Below are 18,653 nucleotides of genomic sequence, written 5' to 3' on the forward strand. Positions count from 1 at the left end.
GAGCGCCCAGTTCCAGTGCTTCAGCAACATCGTGGACCACGAGTCCAGCTGGAACTACCAGGCGGTCAACGCCTCCTCCGGCGCCTACGGTCTCTTCCAGGCGCTGCCGGGCTCCAAGATGTCGTCGGTCGGTTCCGACTGGCAGACCAACCCGGCCACCCAGATCAAGTGGGGCCTCAACTACATGGACAGCCGCTACGGCAGCCCGTGCGAGGCGTGGTCCTTCTGGCAGGCCAACCACTGGTACTAGGCCGCCACGGGTACCGATCCGTACCCTGCTCAACCTTTCCGAGCCCCTCACCGTCCTTTCGGTGAGGGGCTTCGGCCATGTCCAGCCCCTGCATGTACGGTCGGAGCCGACGACTCCAGGGGGGAGTGGTGGGGAGAAGCGGGGGAAGAGGACGGATCATGTCGCGAGTGCCACGGTGGCTCGGTCGGGTGGGTGCCGGACTGAGCGAGATGGGTGAGCGGTTGGACGAGCGCCGCGCGGAGGTCGAGCGCGAGGAGGCCGAGGCCGACGCGCCGCCGCCGCCACCTCAGGGCGTGCCCGCGGACCGCCCGCAGCCGCTCGCCGAGCACGTCACCGTCGTGGCGCACCGCCCGGACCCCGCGCAGGCCGTGCCCTGGGGCGTACGGGTCGCCGCCGAGGCCGGCTGGCGGCTGCTGGTCCTTGCGGGCACCGTCTGGGTGCTGATGCGGGTCATCAGCGCCGTCCAACTCGTCGTCCTCGCCTTCGTGGTGGCCCTGCTCATCACGGCGCTGCTCCAGCCGACGGTGGCGCGGCTGAAGGGCTACGGCGTACCGCGCGGCCTGGCCACCGCGCTCACCGCGATCTTCGGCTTCGTCGTCCTCGGGCTGCTCGGCTGGTTCGTGACCTGGCAGGTCATGGAGAACATCGACGACCTCTCCGACCAGATCCAGAACGGCATCGACGATCTGCGCGACTGGCTGCTGAAGAGCCCCTTCCACGTCACCGAGAAGCAGATCAACCAGATCTCCAAGAACCTCGCGGACGCGGTCGGCGCCAACACCGACCAGATCACCTCCGCGGGCCTGGAGGGCGTCCAGGTCGTGGTGGAGGCGCTGACCGGCATCCTGCTGACGTTCTTCTCCACGCTGTTCCTGCTGTACGACGGCCGGCGCATCTGGGAGTGGACCCTCAAGCTCGTCCCCGCGGCGGCGCGGCCGGGTGTCGCCGGCGCGGGCCCCCGGGCCTGGCGCACGCTGACGGCCTACGTCCGCGGCACGGTGATAGTGGCCCTCATCGACGCCATCTTCATCGGCCTCGGCATCTACTTCCTCGACGTCCCGATGGCCGTCCCGCTCGCCGTCTTCATCTTCCTGTTCGCCTTCATCCCGCTCGTGGGCGCGGTGGTGTCGGGCGCGCTCGCGGTGGTCGTGGCTCTGGTGACGCAGGGCGTGTTCACGGCGGTGATGACGCTGGCGGTGGTGCTCGCGGTGCAGCAGATCGAGGGCCACATCCTCCAGCCGTTCATCCTTGGCCGCGCGGTGCGGGTGCACCCGCTGGCGGTGGTGCTGTCGGTCGCGGCGGGCGGCATGGTGGCCGGGATCGGCGGCGCGGTCGTCGCCGTACCGCTGGTCGCGGTGACGAACACGGTGGTCGGCTATCTACGGGCGTACGCACGCGAGACAGCGACGGCCCCACAACCCGCCCCCGCGCCGGGCCCGGCGGCAGCGCCCCCGCCCCCGGGCGAAGGCGAAGCGCCCGAGACTCACCCAGAACCACCTCAGCCTCCAGCCTCACACTGACCGTGGCGCCCGAGCCCGCCCGCAGCGTAGGCCCAGAATCGTTCAAATGACCGCCGAACAAAGAGCATTGGGCGGCGGCGAATTTCAAATTGCGTCAGGTGGAGGCAGGTAGGAATACTCCGCCCGACATATGCCCTACGGCTGATACACCTACCCCCCTCAGTGCTACGCGCCAGGCGTATGTGCGAAATGCCAGGGGGAGTGATGGCGGGCATGCGGTACTCCCTCGACCGCGTCGGCTACGACGTTCTGGCGCACGCCCTGCACCGGTGCGGGCGTGAGGAGTTCAGCGGGCAGTTGCGGGTGGCGGGGGTGCCCGGCGGCACCTTTCATCTGCGGGCCGGGCTGGTCGTGGGCGCCGAGAGTCCCGGGGCGCCCGGCCCGGAGACGCTGCTGCTGCGCTCCGGGCGGGTCAGCGGTGAGCAATGGGCCGAGGTGGTACGGGAGTCGGGCGGGGCGCGCTGGCCCGCGACCGGGCTGATCGCCCGCGGCCACGCCGGAGCCGCCCAGCTCAGGGTCGTCTGCGTGATGGCACTGCACGACGCGGCCTTCGCGATCGTCGCAGGCCGGGTGCACGGCTGTGAACGCGTCGCCGGGGCCGAGCCGTTCGCCACCGTCGCCGTGGGCGAGACCTGCGTACGGCTGCTCCAGGACGCCACCCGCCGCCTCGCCGCCCTCGCGACCCTGCCGCACCCGCTGCGCCCCGACCGTGAGCGCCCGACCCCCGCCCCCGGCGTGGACCCCGGCCCGCTCAGCCCCCTGCAACGCGCCCTGCTCGACCAGGCCGACGGCCGCAGCACCGCCCGTGACCTGGCCTTCCGCACCGGACGCGGGGTCTACACCGTGACCGTGGAAATGGCCCGCATGCTCGCCGACGGGCTCCTGGAGTGCCCCGAGGCGCCCGTCCCCATCCCGGTCCGCCCGCCCCCCGACGGCCAGGGCGTCCGGCAGCGGAAGCCGGCGCCCGCGGCATCGAGAGCGGCCGCGCCGCCCGTCAGCGCCGTACCGCCCGCAGCGCCCGACGAACTGCCCCGCAGACGTCCCGGCGCCAGCGGTATCGCCGAAGCACTCGCCCCGGAAAGGACCGGAGCGAGCTGGAAAGGGTTCTTCCGCCTGCGAAACGGAGCCCCGAAATGAAGAAGCCGACCAGATGTGAACAGAAATAGGGGAGTTGATTGCATGGATCGCGAAGCTCTAGCTCTGGAAATGCGGGGACTGCGGGAACAGGTGACCGGTATCACCGACACCGCGGTCGCGGCCGCCGACGGGCTGCTCATCGCGGCCGACACCGCCGACTCGATCGACCCGGAGGGCCTCGCCGCCCTCGCCGCGGCCGGTCTCGGCCTCGCGCGCCGCACCGTCGGCGCGACCGCCCGCGGCACCCTGCGCCGCACGGTGACCTACGGCAGCCACGGCTGCGCCGCCTTCTACGCCGTCGGCGACACCGCGCTCATGGTCGTGATCGGAGACGAGGGCATGGATGTGGACGGGCTGCACCGGGCCAGTCAGCCGGCCCTGGACCGTATCGACACGATCCTGAGCGCGCCCGCCGAGAAGGCCGCGGAAGGAGTCTGAAGGGATGGCGACGAAGCGTATGACCCCCGGTTTCTCCGACCAGGTGATGGGCCTGGTCAAGTCCCTCCGCACCGACGCCCCGGACTGTGTGGCGGCGGGCGTGGTCGACATGTCCACGGGCATGCTGCTGTCGTACGAGACCGTCGACAACCACCCGCCCGAGGTTCTGGACCTGCTGGCGGGCGCGACCCTCGACCTGTTCCAGGGCCGCACTGTCGTGATGATCGAGGACGTCTTCAAGGAGCGGCGCGGCATCAGCAGCGACAACCACTTCTTCCAGGAGATCCTCGTCAACAGCGAGAACCTCACCCACCTGTTCGTGCGGCTGACCGAGCAGCAGGACGTGGTGGCCGTGGTGGTGTGCCGTAAGTCGGTCAACGTGGGCATGCTGTTCGCCCAGGTCAGGAGGGTGGTGCGGGAGTACAGCCTCTGAACGCGCGAAAGGGGCCCTCCCGGTCGGGAAGGCCCCCTCGGCTCACTCCGTGCGCAGGCCGTCCGGCCGCATCAGGCGCAGCAGCGGCGGCAGGCTGAGCAGGGTGACGGCGAGGACGACCGCGGCGCCCGCGCCCGTCATCTGGAGCACGCTCGCCCAGTCCACGGACACCGGGGTGTCCGTCATCTTCAGCAGGACCACGCCGAGCGTCAGTCCCACCGTCGCCGCCAGCACCAGCCCGAGGCCGACCGGGATCGCCGTCTGCCACAGCACCGACAGGCTCAGCGTGGAGCGCCGGGTGCCGAAGGCGATCAGGGACGACAGCAGCTTCTTGCGTTCGCGCAGCTGCTCCAGCTGGGAGACCAGCAGGCTCGCCCCGATCAGCATCAGCACACACGAGGCGCCGACGAACAGGCCGCCGCGGATGGCGGCGTAGTTCTCGTTGCGCGAGACGCTCACCAGCTCGTTGGGCTCTTCGTACGGGTTGAGGCGCGTCGCCGTGGTGCGGACGTACTCGCGGGCGTCCGCCACCGCCTTGTCGAGCCGCACGTACAGCTCCGTGGTGAGCAGCCGGTCGGCGCCCGCGGGCAGCGCGGCCGGGGTCATCAGCAGGCCGGCGCGGCCGATCCGGGCCGAGTCCTCCGTGGGCTGGGCGTCGGTGATGTCCTTCGGGACGGTCCAGCCGACCGTCTTCGTCGTCGGGTCGTCGTCGGAGTCGTCGAACCAGAGCGTCTTGCCGCTCTTGACCACGTCGGCCGTCTCGTAGGCGTAGCCGTCGCCCTTCAGGGCGAACACGTCGCCGTCCCGGCAGGAGGGGAGCTTCGCGACCTCGCGCAGGGACGCGCAGGTGCCGACGGAGACGGGGGCGAAGTGCTGGGGGTCGGTGCGGGAGTCGCCGAGGTAGCCGTCGGAGATGTCGTAGACGTGCTTGACGCCCCGGGTCGCGGCGACCTTCTTCTCGGCCGCGGCGATCGGGCTGCCGTCGGTCACGCGCACGGCCATCTCGGACCCGCTGACCGGCTCGCTCTTGCGCTGCGTGTACTGGCTGTCGACGCCCGCGAAGAGCATCTGCAGGGCGATCGCGCCGGCCACCGCCACCGCGATGCCGTTGACCATGCGGGCCGCCGTACCGCTGCTCAACTGAAGCCTGCGGACGGCCAGTTGCCAGGCGACCGGGCCCGCGCCGAGCCGGGAGACGACCGCCTCGACGATCCACGGCAGCAGCGCGGTCACGCCGACCAGCAGCAGCATCACGCCGCCGACGGTGAGGTACTGGTTGAAGTTCCCGCGCTCACGGCCCTGGCCGATCATCGGGTAGAGCATCGCGAGCCCGCCCACCGGCAGCAGCAGCCGCCACCACAGCCGGCGCCGCGAGGGCTTCGCCGTCCGCACCACACCGAGCGGCTCGATGACGACCCCGCGCAGCGCGAACTGCGTGACCAGCACGGCCGCGGCGGGCACCGCGACGGCGACCAGCAGGGCCAGCAGCGGCGAGGGGTTGAGATAGCTCGGGAAGAAGCTGTAGTCGAACAGCTCGACGGAGCCCGCGATCTGACGCCCGATCATGAAGAACCCGGCGCCGAGGACCAGCCCCACCACGGCCCCGGCCATCGCCTCGCCCGCCGCGACCCGCCGGGTCATCCGGGCGTCGGAGCCCACCAGCCGGAGCGCCGCGAGCCGCCGGTCGCGCCGCTCGCCGCCGAACCGCACGGCCGCGGCGATGAAGACGGCGACGGGCGTCAGCAGCACCGCGAAGACGACGAGGATCAGCAGGAGCAGCACGGGGTCCAGCGGATCCGACGGCGGGCTCGGGGTACCGAACCGCTCGATGCGGTCCACATTGCCGCCGTTGATCTTCGACTCGAGCCCCTCGGCGCCCCGGTAGAAGGCGAGTTCGGCCGAGCCGATCAGCCCGCTCTCCCCGATGGTCCCGACGACCCGCTCGGGCAGCCGCTCCCGCAGCAGCTTGCCGTCGGCGGAGTCCAGGAGCTTCTTCAGCGCGGGGGAGACCACCATCTCGCCCGGCGCCGGGAACGCCGAAACCCCCGGCGGAAGCGGCGACTTGGACCCCTCGGGCTCCAACTCCCGGCCGCGCACGCTCTTGTCGTGGTAGGTCGTGGTGACGTACCCGACGATCAGGGTGTCGTCGGCCTTCTTCAGCCGGGTCGCGCTGTACGACATGTCCTGCCGCGCGGCCTCCCGCTGGTCCCGTACCGACATCGCGTTCGGGATCGCGGTCGTCAGGAGCAGCAGCGCCACCCCCAGCCCGACCCCGACGGCCGTCAGCAGGACCCGCACCCAGCCCTCGCGTCCCCCCGCGAACGCGAACCTGACCCCCATGGCGAGATCCCGCACCCACTGCCTCATACGGCCCGCTCCATGTCCCGGGACTTGCCGTCCCGTACGACGATCTCGCGGTCGGACCAGGCGGCCACCCGTGCCTCGTGCGTGACGAGGACGACGGCGGCGTTGGTGGACCGGGCGGCGTCGGTGAGCAGTTCCATCACCCGCTCGCCGTTGAGCGAGTCGAGCGCACCGGTCGGCTCGTCGGCGAACAGCACACGCGGGCTGGTCACCAACGCCCTTGCCACGGCGACGCGTTGGCCCTGACCGCCGGAGACCTCACCAGGACGCTTCTTGCGGAGGTCGTCGACCTCCAGGCGCTCCATCCACGTCAGGGCGGTCTTCTCGGCCTCCTTGCGGGAGGTGCCGGTCAGCCGCAGCGGCAGCGCGACGTTCTCCACACAGGTCAACTCGGGCACGAGCTGGCCGAACTGGAACACGAACCCGAACTCGGTGCGCCGCAGCTCGCTGCGCTGGGCGTCGTTCATGGTGGCCATCTCGCGGCCGTTGTACGTGATCGAACCCGAGTCGGGCGTGACGATCCCGGCGAGACAGTGCAGCAGCGTCGACTTGCCGGAGCCGGAGGGGCCCATCACGGCGACGACCTCACCGGGGTGGATGGAGAACTCGGCGCCGTCGAGCGCGACGGTCGGGCCGTACGTCTTGCAGAGCTTGTCGGCGGAGAGCAGGGAACCCGCGGGCGCGTTCACTTGGCCACCACCTGCGCCAGCTTGTCGAGACGCGCGGCGGTGAGCTCCAGCCAGCGCAGATCGGCCTCCAGATGGAACAGGGCGTGGTCGCAGATCAGCTGGTCCGCGAGATCGCCCTTGCGCTTGCGGTCGGTGAGGATCCGCATCATCCGCAGATGCTCCGAACGCTGGGAGTCGAGGATGTCGGCCGCGTTGCGGTGCGTGAGCAGCGCGAGGACGACCTTGGTGTAGAGCGTCGACTGCAGATACGGCTCGGGCTTCTCGGGCGTGGCGAGCCACTGCTGTACGTCGGTGATCCCGGCCTCGGTGATCGCGTACCGCTTCCGCTCGGGCCCGCCGCCGGGCTCGATGCCGTCGACCTCGACGAGGCCGTTCTTCAGCAGCCGCGACATCGTCGAGTAGACCTGGCCGTAGTGCAGCGGCCGGTCGTGACCGAACTTCTCGTCGAAGGCCCGCTTCAGGTCGTAGCCGTGGCGGGGCCCGGACTCCAGGAGTCCCAGGAGGGTGTGACCGATGGACATGGGGAGGACTGTACACACGGCGTATACCCGGTGTGTATACGCGGAGTGTGTAGATGGCTGCGACGGGTGTGAAGGTGCAGGTGAGAGCCGATTGTCACGGTTCTGCTACTGCGTCGGCGGCCGCCCCCGGCGAGGGATCGGCTTGGCCTCGCCCGGCAGCCGGCCGGCGTCCGCGAGGGCCTTGCGCAACAGGAACTCGATCTGCGCGTTCGCCGACCTGAGCTCGTCCCCGGCCCACCGGGCCAGCGCCTCGTAGACCGACGGGTCCAGCCGCAGCAGCACCTGCTTGCGCTGCTGCGGCCGCCGCGCCTTCGGCGTGGACTCCTCGGTCACTGGTACAGGGTGCCGGTGTTGAGGACCGGCTGCGCGGCACGGTCACCGCACAGCACCACCATCAGGTTGGAAACCATGGCCGCCTTCCGTTCGTCGTCCAGCTCGACGATGTCCTGCTCGCTGATCCGCGCGAGCGCCGCCTCCACCATGCCCACCGCGCCGTCCACGATCTGCCGCCGCGCCGCGACGATCGCGCCGGCCTGCTGCCGCTGGAGCATCGCCGAGGCGATCTCGGGAGCGTACGCGAGATGCGTGAAACGGGACTCGATGATCTCCACACCGGCCGCCTCCACGCGCGCGTGCAGTTCGAGGGCGAGCTTCTCGGTGATCTCCTCGGCGTTGCCGCGCAGCGAGAGGCCGCCCTCCTCGTGGGCGTCGTAGGGGTACTCGATGGCGATGTGCCGGACGGCCGCCTCGGTCTGCGTCGACACGAACTCGATGTAGTCGTCGACCTCGAAGGTGGCCTGCGCGGTGTCCTCGACCCGCCACACCACGACCGCGGCGAGCTCGATCGGGTTGCCGTAGGCGTCGTTGACCTTCAGGACCGCCGTCTCGTGGTTGCGGACCCGGGTGGAGATCTTGGTGCGCGAGGTGAAGGGGTTCACCCAGCGCAGGCCGTCCTGCCGGATCGTCCCCCGGTAGCGCCCGAAGAGCTGCACGACCCGCGCCTCGCCCGGCGCCACGGTGTTGAGCCCGCACATGGCGAGGAAGGCGGCGAGACCGATCAGGATGCCGCCGACGATGAGCGCCGACTTCCCGCCGGTCGCCGACACCGCCGTAGCGCCCGCAATCATTCCGGCACCGGCGAACAGCCCCAGCAGGCCGAGCAGCAGGGCGAGTCCGCCGCCGATGCTGTGCGCGGCGAACTCCCGCACGCGCGGGGCGGGCATCTCGGGTACGTCGGCGGTGGTGGCGTCGAGTGTGGTCATGGGTTCCCCCGGTCCTTCGGCTGTCTAGCGTTGGTCTATCCAAGTGATATCACTTTTATCGCCGAGAGCAACCCTTTACGCCCTTCGCACGTCGGTTCCATAGGGGCGGGTGCTGATTGTCACGTCCGCAAAAGGCCGGATCGGCCGCCCTTTGTCACATCTCCCGGTGTTAGCTTTCTGAGCTGACCTGAGCGGCGAACCTGTGTGACAGACGTGCACACATGAACGAAGCGGAGCGGAACGGACCCATGGGACGAGCGGAAGAAAGACGAGCGCGGCAGCGCGGCGGTCGACGTGCCGCGCCCAAGCGCCGTTCGTCGCGGGCGGCCACAAGCGGCAGCGTCGGCGCCGAGAAGAGCCTCATACGTAGGCTGTTCACCTGGAAGAAGATCCTGGGCGCGTTCCTCGGCTTCTGCCTGCTCGGCATCGGCGCCTTCATCGTGCTGTACATGATGGTCGAGGTTCCCGAAGGGAACGCCGACGCCAAGCTCCAGAGCAACACCATCAAGTACAGCAACGGTGACGTCCTGGTCCGGGACGGCAAGGTGAACCGCGAGAACGTGGAGCTCGCCAAGATCCCCAAGAAGGTGCAGCTCACCTTTGTCGCCGCCGAGAACAAGACCTTCTACCAGGACTCCGGCGTCGACCTGAAGGGCACCGCCCGCGGTCTGCTCAACACGCTGTCCGGCAAGGGCAAGCAGGGTGGTTCGACGATCACCCAGCAGTACGTCAAGAACTACTACCTGACCCCGGACCAGACGATCACCCGCAAGCTCAGGGAGCTGGTGATCTCGCTCAAGGTGGACCGCCAGAAGTCCAAGGACGAGATCCTCGAGGGCTACATCAACACCAGCTACTACGGCCGCGGCGCCAACGGCATCCAGGCCGCCGCGCAGGCGTACTACCGCGTCGACGCCGACCAGCTCAGCGTCGAGCAGGGCGCGTACCTCGCCGCGCTGCTCCAGGCGCCGAGCCAGTACGACTGGAACGTCGCCTCGGACTACAGCAAGAAGCTCGTCAAGGACCGCTGGAACTACGTCCTCGACAACATGGTCGAGGAGGGCTGGCTGGACGCCGGCAAGCGCGCGGACATGGAGTTCCCGGTTCCGAAGAAGCCCAAGGCCGAGGCCGGGCTCAAGGGGCAGAAGGGCTACTTCGTCAAGCTGGCCAAGCAGCAGCTCATCAAGCAGTTGATGGCCAACGACGGCCTCACCGAGGACGAGGCGCAGGCACAGTACGACAAGGGTGGCTGGACCATCACCCTGAACATCGACAAGAAGAAGCAGGCGCAGCTGGAGAAGGCCGTCAAGACCCAGCTCACCGACAAGCTGGACCCGGACAAGCGCGAGGTCGACAAGAACATCCAGGCCGGCGCCGTGTCCGTCGACCCCAAGACGGGCAAGATCGTCGCCCTCTACGGCGGCGCGGACTACGTCAAGCACGACTACAACAACGCCAACCGCGAGGACTACCAGCCCGCGTCGACGTTCAAGCCGGTCATCCTGGCCGCCGCCCTGGAGGAGGGCGCCGAGACCCAGGACGGCGACAAGATCAGCGCGAGCACGATCTACGACGGCACGAGCAAGCGTCCCGTCGAGGGCAGCGACATCGCCTTCGACCCGGAGAACGAGGACGACACCGACTACGGCGACGTCACCGTCCAGACGGCGATGAACAAGTCCATCAACTCCGTCTTCGCGCAGATGGGCGTCGACGTCGGCATGGACAAGGTCCTGGACACCGCCGACAAGCTCGGCATGGACACCGGCGACCTGAAGGCGCTGCCCGCCTACACCCTGGGCACCATGGGCGCGAGCCCGATCCAGATGGCCGGCGTCTACGCCACCCTCGACAACCATGGCAAGAAGGTCACCCCGACCATCATCAAGTCGGCCGAGCGCAACGGCAGTCAGGTCGAGATGCCGGACCCGATCGGCGAGCAGGTCATCAGCCGCGAGACCGCCGACACGGTGACCTCCGTGCTGACGGGCGTGGTCGACGACGGTACGGCCAAGACGTCCGTCCGCGACAACCCGCTGCGCGACGGCCAGGAGGTCGCGGGCAAGACGGGTACGTCCGACGACAACAAGTCGGCCTGGTTCACGGGTTACACCCCCGACCTGGTCACGTCGGTCGGCCTGTTCGGCGAGAACCACGCCAAGCCGGGACAGGCCAAGATGTACGGCGCCGGCGGCTTCGACCGCGTCAACGGCGGTGGCTTCCCGGCGCAGATCTGGGCGGCGTACATGTTCGGCGTGACGTCCACGTCCGCCGAGTTCGACCTGGACACCGACCAGGGCGCGGCGGTCGAGCCGTCGTACACCCCGACGCAGACGCCCAGCCAGACGGCGACGCAGACGCCGACGGAGGAGCCGACGACCCAGGAGCCGACGACCGAGGCCCCGACGACCGAGGCCCCGACGCAGACGCCGACCCAGACCCCGACCCAGACGCCGACGCAAACACCCACGCAGACGCCGACGACGAGGCCACCGGCGGACGACACGGACCCGGTGGATCCGGGGCTGGGGCAGTAGCCGCAGGCAGACAGAAGGGGGCGCCCGGTTCTCACCGGGCGCCCCCTTCTCCGTGTCCGCCTCGCGGGGGTCAGCCCCCGCGGTTCAGCTCGAACCAGACGACCTTCCCGGTGCTCAGCCGGGTCGCCCCCCACCGCCGCGCCAGCCGGTTGACGAGGTACAGGCCGCGCCCGCCCTCGTCGGTGGCCCGCGCCTGGCGCAGCCGGGGCAACTGGGGTACGTCGTCGCCGACTTCGCAGCGCAGCACGTCGGTCCGCAGCAGCCGCAGCGTCACCGGCCGTGAGGCATACCGCACCGCGTTGGTGACGACCTCGCTGACGAGCAGCTCCACCGAGTCGCTCATCTCCTCCATGCCCCAGCGCGACAAGGCCCGCCGGGCCAGCCGCCGGGCACGGCCGGGAGCCGCGTCCTCCGGCTCCAGGAACCAGTACGCGACGTCGCTGGGCGCGATCCCGTCGAAGCGGGCGGCGAGCAGCGCGATGTCGTCGTCCCGGTCGCCGGGGCCGAGCATGTCGAGCACCTCGTCGCAGAGGGCCTCAAGGGGTGGCGGATGATCAGGGCCGGTCAGCTGCGCGGTCGCGGCGAGCTTCTCGCGCAACTGCTCTATGCCGGTCCACACGTCCCGCAGCCGCGACTCGACGAGCCCGTCCGTGTAGAGGAGCAGGGTCGCTCCGGCCGGGGCGTCCAGCTCTACGGCCTCGAAGTCGACGCCGCCGACACCGATCGGCGCGCCCGGGGGCACCCGCAGCACCTCGGCCCGGCCGCCCAGATGCAGCAGGACCGGCGGCGGATGCCCGGCGTTGGCGATCGTGATCCGGTGCGAGACCGGGTCGTAGACGGCGTACAGGCAGGTCGCCATCCGGTCCGTGCCGAGCCGCTGCGCCTGTTCGTCGAGGTGGTGCAGCACCTCCTGCGGGGGCAGGTCGAGCCCGGCGAGCGTCTGCGCGGTGGTCCGCAACTGGCCCATGATCGCGGCCGATGTCATGGAGTGGCCCATGACATCGCCGACGACCAGCGCGACGCGGCTTCCCGGCAGCGGGATCGCGTCGTACCAGTCGCCGCCCACGCGCGCGGTCTCGGCGGCCGGCAGATAGCGGGAGGCCAGCCGGACGCCGGTGGGGCGCGGGAGGGTCTCCGGGAGCATGGTCCGCTGGAGCTCGTCGGCGATGTAGGCCTCACGGCCGTACAGCACCGCCTTGTCGATGCCCAGCGCGCTGTGCGTGGCGAGCTGGGCGGCGACCAGGAGGTCGTCCGGCTCGAACGCGATGCGCTCCGGGCGGCGCAGGAACAGCGCGGCACCGATGACCCGGCGCCGGCCACGCAGAGGGGCGAGGATGGCCCGCTGTCCGGCGGGCACGATCAACTCGCCGCCCTCGCCGAGCAGTTCCGGCAGCGCGGCGCGGGCCGCGGGGGAGTCCGTGAAGACCGGGCGTACGCCGCGCAGCACCTCGGCGAGCGCGCCACCCGCCCGCACCTCGCACAGCTCGGCGGTGACCGCCGACAGCTCGGTCAGCTCCGTCGGCTCCGGCTGGAGCGCGGGCGAGACGAAACCGCCCTCGGTGTCCCGCTCCTCCGGGATGCGGTCCGTGCGGCGCAGCCGCAGCACCAGCGGGCCGGTGGGCCGCTCGTCGCCGACCGGCAGCGGGTCGCGCAGATAGACCAGGATCGCGTCGGAGAACGTCGGCACGGTCGCCCGGCACAGCCCCATCACGATCTCGTCGAGGTCGATGCCGCGGGCGATCCGCCGGGTCGCCGCGCCCACGAAGCGCAGCCGGTCCCCGTCCCGTCGCATCGGCGTGGGCCGGCCGGGCTGCACGCCCTGTCCGGTACGCCGCTCACTGGACGCGGAGTCGCCCCCGGTCTGGGCCGGGATCACGTCGGGCAGCTCGGACACGGGCCTCGGCCGGTGGGTGTCGGGCTCGGCGGCGACCGTGGGCTGGGAGTGCTCGGGGTCGCTGCCGGGCGGCGGTGTGGTCATGTCGGATCCGGGGGCAGGCGTCTCGCCGGCGCGGGCTTGTGCCGGTAAGGCGCCAGGCGGGGGCGTGGAGGCACGCAGGAGCGCCCCGCGGGGGTCCGCGGGGTCGGCGCCCGTCTGGGGGCGCTCGAAGGAGGTGGGCTGCTCCGTCACGCGTGTCGATTCCGTCCGTTGGGGGCTGCGCGCCGCGCGTGCAGTTCGTCCCGCAGAAATGCCGATACCCGGATTGGCTGCCCCAGGAACGGAATTCCCGCGTGGTCAGAGGCTGTTCCTGTGCCGCGGCCGGACCGTCCGACCGCGCCCGTGTTGCCCTCGTACCCCTCGATCACGTCCTGCCGCCCCTCGGTGACGAATGGTCAAGCTCAGTGCACGCTCCGGTAGTTGCCGCCGCGCGCTCTTGCGGAGGACGATCCTACGTTTGTTGCCCGGGGGCGCATCAAGGGTCTCATGAGGACACGTGCGCGGGCGTACGGTCCCAGTCCTCCGGGAGCAACGGTACGACCCAGGACGGATCGGGGCGCCAGTGCTGCCAGCCGTCCGCGTACGGCCGGCCCCAAGCCCGGATCACCTCCACCGCGGACCGGCCCGCCGCCAGGACCTGTTCGGCCTGTCCTGCGTCCATCAGGCCGTCACGCTGGGCCTGCGCGAACTCGTCCTCGTCGCGCCAGTGCCAACTGCGGTCCGGGTGCACGGAGATGTCGAGGAAGTGGTCCTCGGAGTCGACCCCGCCGTCCCAACGCGTCAGCGGCGTCTCGAGGTTCACGTACCAGTTCTTGAACTGCCAGCCCGGCTCCCAGAACAGCCACACCGACCACGGCTCACCGGGCCGCGCCAGCTTCAGCACGCCCGTGCCGAACCAGCGGTCGCGCTGGACGGCACGGGGCTTGGTGTACCGCGTCTCCAGCGGCTCCGCGTGCACGGGCGTGCCGTCGGCGAGCACCGGCTTCACGCACTCGGTCCCCGGCGCCATCCACACGGCGAGCAGCTCGGGGTCGTCCCGCACGACGGTCACAGGGCGTGCGATGTGGAAGCGCTCGCCGCCGTTCTCCCGGTAGCGCCACAGGATCTGACTCCCGGGCTCCCAGAAGGACGCCGACGTACCCGCTTCCGCTGCTCTCACCGCTCCACCCTCTGCCATGCACAGATATTAGGTGCCCCGGGCATACGACGCTGCGGCACGCGTCACGGTTCTCCGGGGCGGCGTCTGTTGTTACGGATGCGTCATCCGCAGGACATCCAGCGCCTCGTCGAGCTGTTCGAGGGTGAGGTTCCCCCGCTCCACGTACCCGCCCTCCAGGACGACTTGACGGATGGTCTTGCGCTCCGCGAGCGCCTTCTTGGCGACCTTGGCGGCCTCCTCGTACCCGATGTACTTGTTGAGCGGGGTGACGACGGAGGGTGACGACTCGGCGTACTCGCGCGCGCGTTCGCGGTGCGCGACGATCCCGTCGACGGTCCGGTCGGCGAGCAGTCGGGACACGTTGGCGAGCAGCCGTACGGACTCAAGCACGTTCTTCGCGATGACCGGCAGCATCACGTTGAGCTCGAAGTTCCCGGCGGCGCCGGCGGTGGCCACGGTGGCGTCGTTGCCGACGACCTGGGCGGAGACCATGAGCACGGCCTCCGGGATGACGGGGTTGACCTTCCCCGGCATGATCGAGGAGCCCGGCTGGAGATCGGGGAGCGAGATCTCGGCGAGCCCGGTGCGGGGCCCGGAGGCCATCCACCGCAGATCGTTGGCGATCTTGGTGAGCCCGACCGCGATGGTCCGCAGCTGCCCGCTGGTCTCGACGATCCCGTCCCGCGCGCCCTGCGCCTCGAAGTGGTCGCGGGCCTCGGTCAGCGGCAGGCCGGTGACGTGGGCGACCTCCTCGATGACGGCGGCGGAGAAGCCGGGCGGCGTGTTGATGCCGGTCCCGACGGCGGTCCCGCCCAGCGGCAGCTCGGCGAGCCGGGGGAGCGAGGCGTAGAGCCGCTCGACGCCGTACCGCACCTGGGCGGCGTACCCGCCGAACTCCTGCCCCAGGGTCACGGGCGTGGCGTCCATGAGATGGGTCCGCCCGGACTTCACGACGTCGGCGAACTCCTCGGCCTTGCGTCCGAGGGAGCCGGCGAGATGCTCCAGGGCCGGGATGAGATCGCGGGTGACGGCGGCGGTGGCGGCGATGTGGATGGAGGAAGGGAAGACGTCGTTCGACGACTGCGAGGCGTTGACGTGGTCGTTGGGATGCACGTCCCGGCCCAGCCGCTCCGTCGCGAGCGTGGCGATGACCTCGTTGGTGTTCATGTTGGACGAGGTGCCGGACCCGGTCTGGAACACGTCGATGGGGAAGTGGTCGTCCCAGTCCCCGCGGGCGACCTCCTCGGCCGCCTCCTGGATCGCCTCGGCGACGTCCTTGTCGAGCACTCCCAGCCGCGCGTTGACCTTGGCGGCGGCCCCCTTGATCCGCGCGAGCGCCTCGATGTGCGCCCGCTCGATCCGCTGCCCGGAGATGGGGAAGTTCTCGACGGCCCGCTGCGTCTGCGCCCGCCACTTGGCGTCGACGGGGACGCGGACCTCGCCCATGGAGTCGTGCTCGATGCGGTATTCGCTCATGCCGGGTACAGCGGTCGGGAAGCCGAGGTTGTTCCGGGACGTGGGCCGAACGGGCTCAGCAGCTGAGCTCGCCCTGCGCGGAGACCGTGCACTCGGTCACGAAGGGTTCGACGGGGCGCAACTGGAACGTCTGCTCGCGGTGCTCGGAGATGCCGTGGACGGTGAAGCCCTTGCCGTTGTTCGTGATCTCCTGCGTGTGGGTGCCCTCGGAGTCGACGTAGGTGGCCTCGAACGCCTTCCAGGTGCAGTCCTCCGTCCCGGAGGTGACCTCGATGCGCAGTCCGCCCGGAGTGGCCCCGTTGCCGAGGTCGATCTTGCGGTGGGCGAAGAACGGCTTCCCGAAGTTCTCGTCCGCGGCGGTGTCGAGCGGGACGGGATCGGCGCGCGTCAGATCGAAGAGCATGCCGTCGTAGCCGCCGCCCGCTTGGCCCTTCCTCTCGATGGCCGTGGTGGCCTTGGCCGGTGTGCAGCTGAGGCCCTTCACCCGCAGGTCGTTGATGACGAGGCCGGCCTGCCGGTCGCTGAGGAGGTCCATGAGCCAGACCTCGGAGTACCCGGGATACGAGATCCCCATGGAGGGGCTGCGGACGTCGCTGTAGGAGACGCCCCGGCCGTGGTGGGCCGCCATGAAGGGCTGGAGCTTCCCCTCCTCCATGCTCATGCCCAGCAGTGTCCGCTTGTCCGCGGCGGAGAAGGGGACGTCGAAGAGCGTCGCCTCGGTGTCCTGCGTGTCCAGCCGGACGGAGGCGGTGAAGGCCGGCCCCTCGTGGTCGATCTTGTCGTCGGCCTCGCTGGCGACCCGGGCGTCGTGCTCGGCGAAGAACCAGTCGGTGCCCCTGGCCGCGAGGACGCCCAGGACGGTGACCATCGCTGTGAAGGCCAGGCTGACGGCGATCCGCCGATTGCGGGCCCGCCGCTCCAGCCCCGCAGCCTCGGGCACGACCGTGGCGACGACGTCGTCCGCGAGCGCGGACGCACGAGGGTTCGGCTCGGGCGGCGGCGTGCTGGTGTCGGACATGAGGCGGGACCCACCTGGAGTAAATGACCGTGACGAAAAGGGAGTTGATGTTACGTCACGAACCTGTCCCCGGGTGCGCCCGCCTCAGGGAAGCCCGGTTACGCCAGCCCGGGGCCGCGCACGGGGATGGTGGTGAACGTCGGTGCCGGTGCCGGGTCCTGGAAGAAGTCGTTGCCCTTGTCGTCGACCACGATGAACGCCGGGAAGTCCTCGACCTCGATCTTCCAGACCGCCTCCATGCCGAGCTCCTCGTACTCGACGACCTCGACCTTCTTGATGCAGTCCTGGGCGAGGCGGGCGGCGGGGCCGCCGATGGAGCCGAGGTAGAAGCCACCGTGGGTGTCGCAGGCGTTGGTGACCTGGGCGGAACGGTTGCCCTTCGCCAGCATCACCTTCGAGCCGCCCGCCGCCTGGAACTGCTCCACGTAGGAGTCCATACGGCCGGCCGTCGTCGGGCCGAAGGAGCCGGACGCGTAACCCTCGGGCGTCTTCGCCGGGCCCGCGTAGTACACCGGGTGGTCCTTCAGGTACTGCGGCATCTCCTCACCCGCGTCGAGCCGCTCCTTGATCTTGGCGTGCGCGATGTCACGGGCCACGACGAGCGGACCGGAGAGCGACAGCCGGGTCTTCACCGGGTACTTCGTGAGCTCCGCGAGGATCGTCTCCATCGGCTGGTTCAGGTCGATCTTGACGACGTCCCCGTCCTGCTCCAGGTGCTCGTCCGTCGTCTCCGGCAGGAACCGCGCCGGGTCCGTCTCCAGCTGCTCCAGGAAGACACCCTCGGCCGTGATCTTCGCGACCGCCTGGCGGTCGGCGGAGCAGGAGACGGCGATGGCGACCGGGCAGGACGCGCCATGACGGGGGAGGCGGACCACCCGTACGTCGTGGCAGAAGTACTTGCCGCCGAACTGCGCGCCGATGCCGATCTTCTGCGTCAGCTCGAAGACCTTCTCCTCCAGCTCCTTGTCCCGGAAGCCGTGACCCAGCTCCGAGCCCTCGGCCGGGATCTCGTCCAGGTAGTGCGCGGAGGCGTACTTCGCTGTCTTCAGGGCGTACTCGGCGCTCGTACCGCCGACCACGATCGCCAGGTGGTACGGCGGGCAGGCGGCCGTACCCAGCGAACGGATCTTCTCCTCCAGGAACTTCATCATGGAGGCCTCGTTCAGGACGGCCTTCGTCTCCTGGTAGAGGAAGGACTTGTTGGCGCTGCCGCCGCCCTTCGCCATGAACAGGAACTTGTACGCGCCGCCGTCGGTGGCGTACAGCTCGATCTGCGCCGGGAGATTGGACCCCGTGTTCTTCTCGTCCCACATGGTCAGCGGGGCCATCTGCGAGTAGCGCAGGTTCAGGTTGAGGTACGCGTCGTAGATGCCCTTCGACAGGGCCGCCTCGTCGCCGCCCTCGGTGAGGACGTTCTGGCCGCGCTTGCCCATCACGATCGCCGTACCGGTGTCCTGGCACATCGGCAGGACGCCCGCCGCCGCGATGTTCGCGTTCTTCAGCAGGTCGAGGGCCACGAACTTGTCGTTGCTCGACGCCTCGGGGTCGTCGATGATCCGGCGCAGCTGGGCCAGGTGGGCCGGGCGCAGGTAGTGCTGGATGTCGTGGATGGCCTCTTCGGCGAGCTTGCGCAGCGCCTCCGGCTCGACCTTGAGGAACGTGCGCCCGTCGGCCTCGAAGGTGGAGACACCCTCGGAGGTCACCAGCCGGTAGGGGGTGGTGTCCTCTCCCATGGGGAGCAGATCGGTGTACGCGAACTCAGGCATCTCAGCCCATTCCTCACTCGAACGACGGCGGCCGGCCTCCGTTGGCAGGCCTCACCAGCCTAGAACCTGTCCAAGGCGGGAAGCTTGTGAGGTAAGGCTCAGTTCGCGGCGACCGGGTTTTCCACAGGCCTAGTCGCGATCTATCGC

The 18,653-nt window shown here is 70.1% G+C and carries 16 protein-coding genes; 6 read left to right on the forward strand and 10 right to left on the reverse strand.

Annotated features, from left to right (window positions below; genetic code table 11):
- The 5 genes from IQ210_RS15295 to IQ210_RS15315 all read left to right on the forward strand — a co-directional run.
- The coding region (locus IQ210_RS15295; RefSeq protein WP_194079570.1) for an aggregation-promoting factor C-terminal-like domain-containing protein at nucleotides 1-250 on the forward strand (250 nt) is incomplete at its 5' end.
- Nucleotides 251-408: 158 nt separating this feature from the next.
- Entirely contained in the window at nucleotides 409-1,770 is a 1,362-nt protein-coding gene (locus tag IQ210_RS15300; protein WP_194079571.1) for an AI-2E family transporter, read from the forward strand.
- Between the two features lie 213 nt (nucleotides 1,771-1,983).
- Nucleotides 1,984-2,907: a MarR family transcriptional regulator gene (locus IQ210_RS15305; protein ID WP_407699700.1), complete on the forward strand. Its 924-nt coding sequence runs from the start codon at nucleotides 1,984-1,986 to the stop codon at nucleotides 2,905-2,907.
- A 42-nt stretch (nucleotides 2,908-2,949) separates the two neighbouring features.
- A complete protein-coding gene (locus IQ210_RS15310) occupies nucleotides 2,950-3,345 on the forward strand; it encodes a roadblock/LC7 domain-containing protein (protein ID WP_194079573.1) in 396 nt (131 codons plus the stop codon).
- Nucleotides 3,346-3,349: 4 nt separating this feature from the next.
- The gene (locus IQ210_RS15315) at nucleotides 3,350-3,778 is read left to right on the forward strand and encodes a hypothetical protein (protein ID WP_079308056.1); all 429 of its coding nucleotides are present in this window, start codon (nucleotides 3,350-3,352) and stop codon (nucleotides 3,776-3,778) included.
- Nucleotides 3,779-3,820: 42 nt separating this feature from the next.
- On the opposite strand, the gene IQ210_RS15320 is transcribed toward IQ210_RS15315, so the two are convergent.
- From IQ210_RS15320 to IQ210_RS15340, 5 genes are all read right to left on the reverse strand, one after another.
- On the reverse strand, nucleotides 3,821-6,145 hold the full coding sequence (locus IQ210_RS15320; RefSeq protein ID WP_194079574.1) for an ABC transporter permease: 2,325 nt from the start codon (nucleotides 6,143-6,145) through the stop codon (nucleotides 3,821-3,823).
- Nucleotides 6,142-6,831: an ABC transporter ATP-binding protein gene (locus tag IQ210_RS15325; RefSeq protein WP_194079575.1), complete on the reverse strand. Its 690-nt coding sequence runs from the start codon at nucleotides 6,829-6,831 to the stop codon at nucleotides 6,142-6,144. Before IQ210_RS15325 ends, IQ210_RS15320 begins: the two co-directional genes overlap by 4 nt.
- A complete protein-coding gene (locus IQ210_RS15330; protein WP_194079576.1) occupies nucleotides 6,828-7,352 on the reverse strand; it encodes a PadR family transcriptional regulator in 525 nt (174 codons plus the stop codon). The genes IQ210_RS15325 and IQ210_RS15330 overlap by 4 nt, the downstream gene beginning before the upstream one ends.
- A gap of 105 nt (nucleotides 7,353-7,457) precedes the next feature.
- A complete protein-coding gene (locus IQ210_RS15335; RefSeq protein WP_194079577.1) occupies nucleotides 7,458-7,685 on the reverse strand; it encodes a hypothetical protein in 228 nt (75 codons plus the stop codon).
- Complete coding sequence (locus IQ210_RS15340; protein ID WP_194079578.1) at nucleotides 7,682-8,614, reverse strand: SPFH domain-containing protein; 933 nt, start codon at nucleotides 8,612-8,614, stop codon at nucleotides 7,682-7,684. The genes IQ210_RS15335 and IQ210_RS15340 overlap by 4 nt, the downstream gene beginning before the upstream one ends.
- Nucleotides 8,615-8,862: 248 nt before the next feature.
- Here IQ210_RS15340 and IQ210_RS15345 point away from each other — a divergent pair, with 248 nt between their 5' ends.
- Nucleotides 8,863-11,151, forward strand: coding sequence for a transglycosylase domain-containing protein (locus IQ210_RS15345; RefSeq protein WP_194079579.1), 2,289 nt, complete (start codon nucleotides 8,863-8,865; stop codon nucleotides 11,149-11,151).
- Nucleotides 11,152-11,221: 70 nt separating this feature from the next.
- On the opposite strand, the gene IQ210_RS15350 is transcribed toward IQ210_RS15345, so the two are convergent.
- The 5 genes from IQ210_RS15350 to IQ210_RS15370 all read right to left on the reverse strand — a co-directional run bounded on the left by IQ210_RS15350 (nucleotide 11,222) and on the right by IQ210_RS15370 (nucleotide 18,506).
- Nucleotides 11,222-13,279, reverse strand: a complete 2,058-nt coding sequence (locus IQ210_RS15350) for a SpoIIE family protein phosphatase (protein WP_194079580.1) — start codon at nucleotides 13,277-13,279, stop codon at nucleotides 11,222-11,224.
- Nucleotides 13,280-13,571: 292 nt separating this feature from the next.
- Complete coding sequence (fomD, locus tag IQ210_RS15355; RefSeq protein WP_194079581.1) at nucleotides 13,572-14,264, reverse strand: cytidylyl-2-hydroxypropylphosphonate hydrolase; 693 nt, start codon at nucleotides 14,262-14,264, stop codon at nucleotides 13,572-13,574.
- A gap of 72 nt (nucleotides 14,265-14,336) precedes the next feature.
- Nucleotides 14,337-15,722, reverse strand: a complete 1,386-nt coding sequence (locus tag IQ210_RS15360) for a class II fumarate hydratase (protein WP_194079582.1) — start codon at nucleotides 15,720-15,722, stop codon at nucleotides 14,337-14,339.
- A 55-nt stretch (nucleotides 15,723-15,777) separates the two neighbouring features.
- The gene (locus tag IQ210_RS15365) at nucleotides 15,778-16,740 is read right to left on the reverse strand and encodes a hypothetical protein (protein WP_194079583.1); all 963 of its coding nucleotides are present in this window, start codon (nucleotides 16,738-16,740) and stop codon (nucleotides 15,778-15,780) included.
- A 98-nt stretch (nucleotides 16,741-16,838) separates the two neighbouring features.
- The gene (locus tag IQ210_RS15370; RefSeq protein ID WP_194079584.1) at nucleotides 16,839-18,506 is read right to left on the reverse strand and encodes a fumarate hydratase; all 1,668 of its coding nucleotides are present in this window, start codon (nucleotides 18,504-18,506) and stop codon (nucleotides 16,839-16,841) included.
- Nucleotides 18,507-18,653: the final 147 nt, after the last annotated feature.

The sequence above is a fragment of the Streptomyces justiciae genome (assembly GCF_015163075.1).
GTDB classification, from domain to species: domain Bacteria; phylum Actinomycetota; class Actinomycetes; order Streptomycetales; family Streptomycetaceae; genus Streptomyces; species Streptomyces justiciae.

Excerpts from the sequence above, each read along its gene's own strand:
- IQ210_RS15300 (WP_194079571.1), top strand. The coding sequence starts at position 409 with ATGTCGCGAGTGCCACGGTGGCTCGGTCGGGTGGGTGCCGGACTGAGC.
- IQ210_RS15305 (WP_407699700.1), top strand. The coding sequence starts at position 1,984 with ATGCGGTACTCCCTCGACCGCGTCGGCTACGACGTTCTGGCGCACGCC.
- IQ210_RS15310 (WP_194079573.1), top strand. The coding sequence starts at position 2,950 with ATGGATCGCGAAGCTCTAGCTCTGGAAATGCGGGGACTGCGGGAACAG.
- IQ210_RS15315 (WP_079308056.1), top strand. The coding sequence starts at position 3,350 with ATGGCGACGAAGCGTATGACCCCCGGTTTCTCCGACCAGGTGATGGGC.
- IQ210_RS15320 (WP_194079574.1), bottom strand. The coding sequence starts at position 6,145 with ATGAGGCAGTGGGTGCGGGATCTCGCCATGGGGGTCAGGTTCGCGTTC.
- IQ210_RS15330 (WP_194079576.1), bottom strand. The coding sequence starts at position 7,352 with ATGTCCATCGGTCACACCCTCCTGGGACTCCTGGAGTCCGGGCCCCGC.
- IQ210_RS15340 (WP_194079578.1), bottom strand. The coding sequence starts at position 8,614 with ATGACCACACTCGACGCCACCACCGCCGACGTACCCGAGATGCCCGCC.
- IQ210_RS15345 (WP_194079579.1), top strand. The coding sequence starts at position 8,863 with ATGGGACGAGCGGAAGAAAGACGAGCGCGGCAGCGCGGCGGTCGACGT.
- fomD (WP_194079581.1), bottom strand. The coding sequence starts at position 14,264 with ATGGCAGAGGGTGGAGCGGTGAGAGCAGCGGAAGCGGGTACGTCGGCG.
- IQ210_RS15360 (WP_194079582.1), bottom strand. The coding sequence starts at position 15,722 with ATGAGCGAATACCGCATCGAGCACGACTCCATGGGCGAGGTCCGCGTC.
- IQ210_RS15365 (WP_194079583.1), bottom strand. The coding sequence starts at position 16,740 with ATGTCCGACACCAGCACGCCGCCGCCCGAGCCGAACCCTCGTGCGTCC.
- IQ210_RS15370 (WP_194079584.1), bottom strand. The coding sequence starts at position 18,506 with ATGCCTGAGTTCGCGTACACCGATCTGCTCCCCATGGGAGAGGACACC.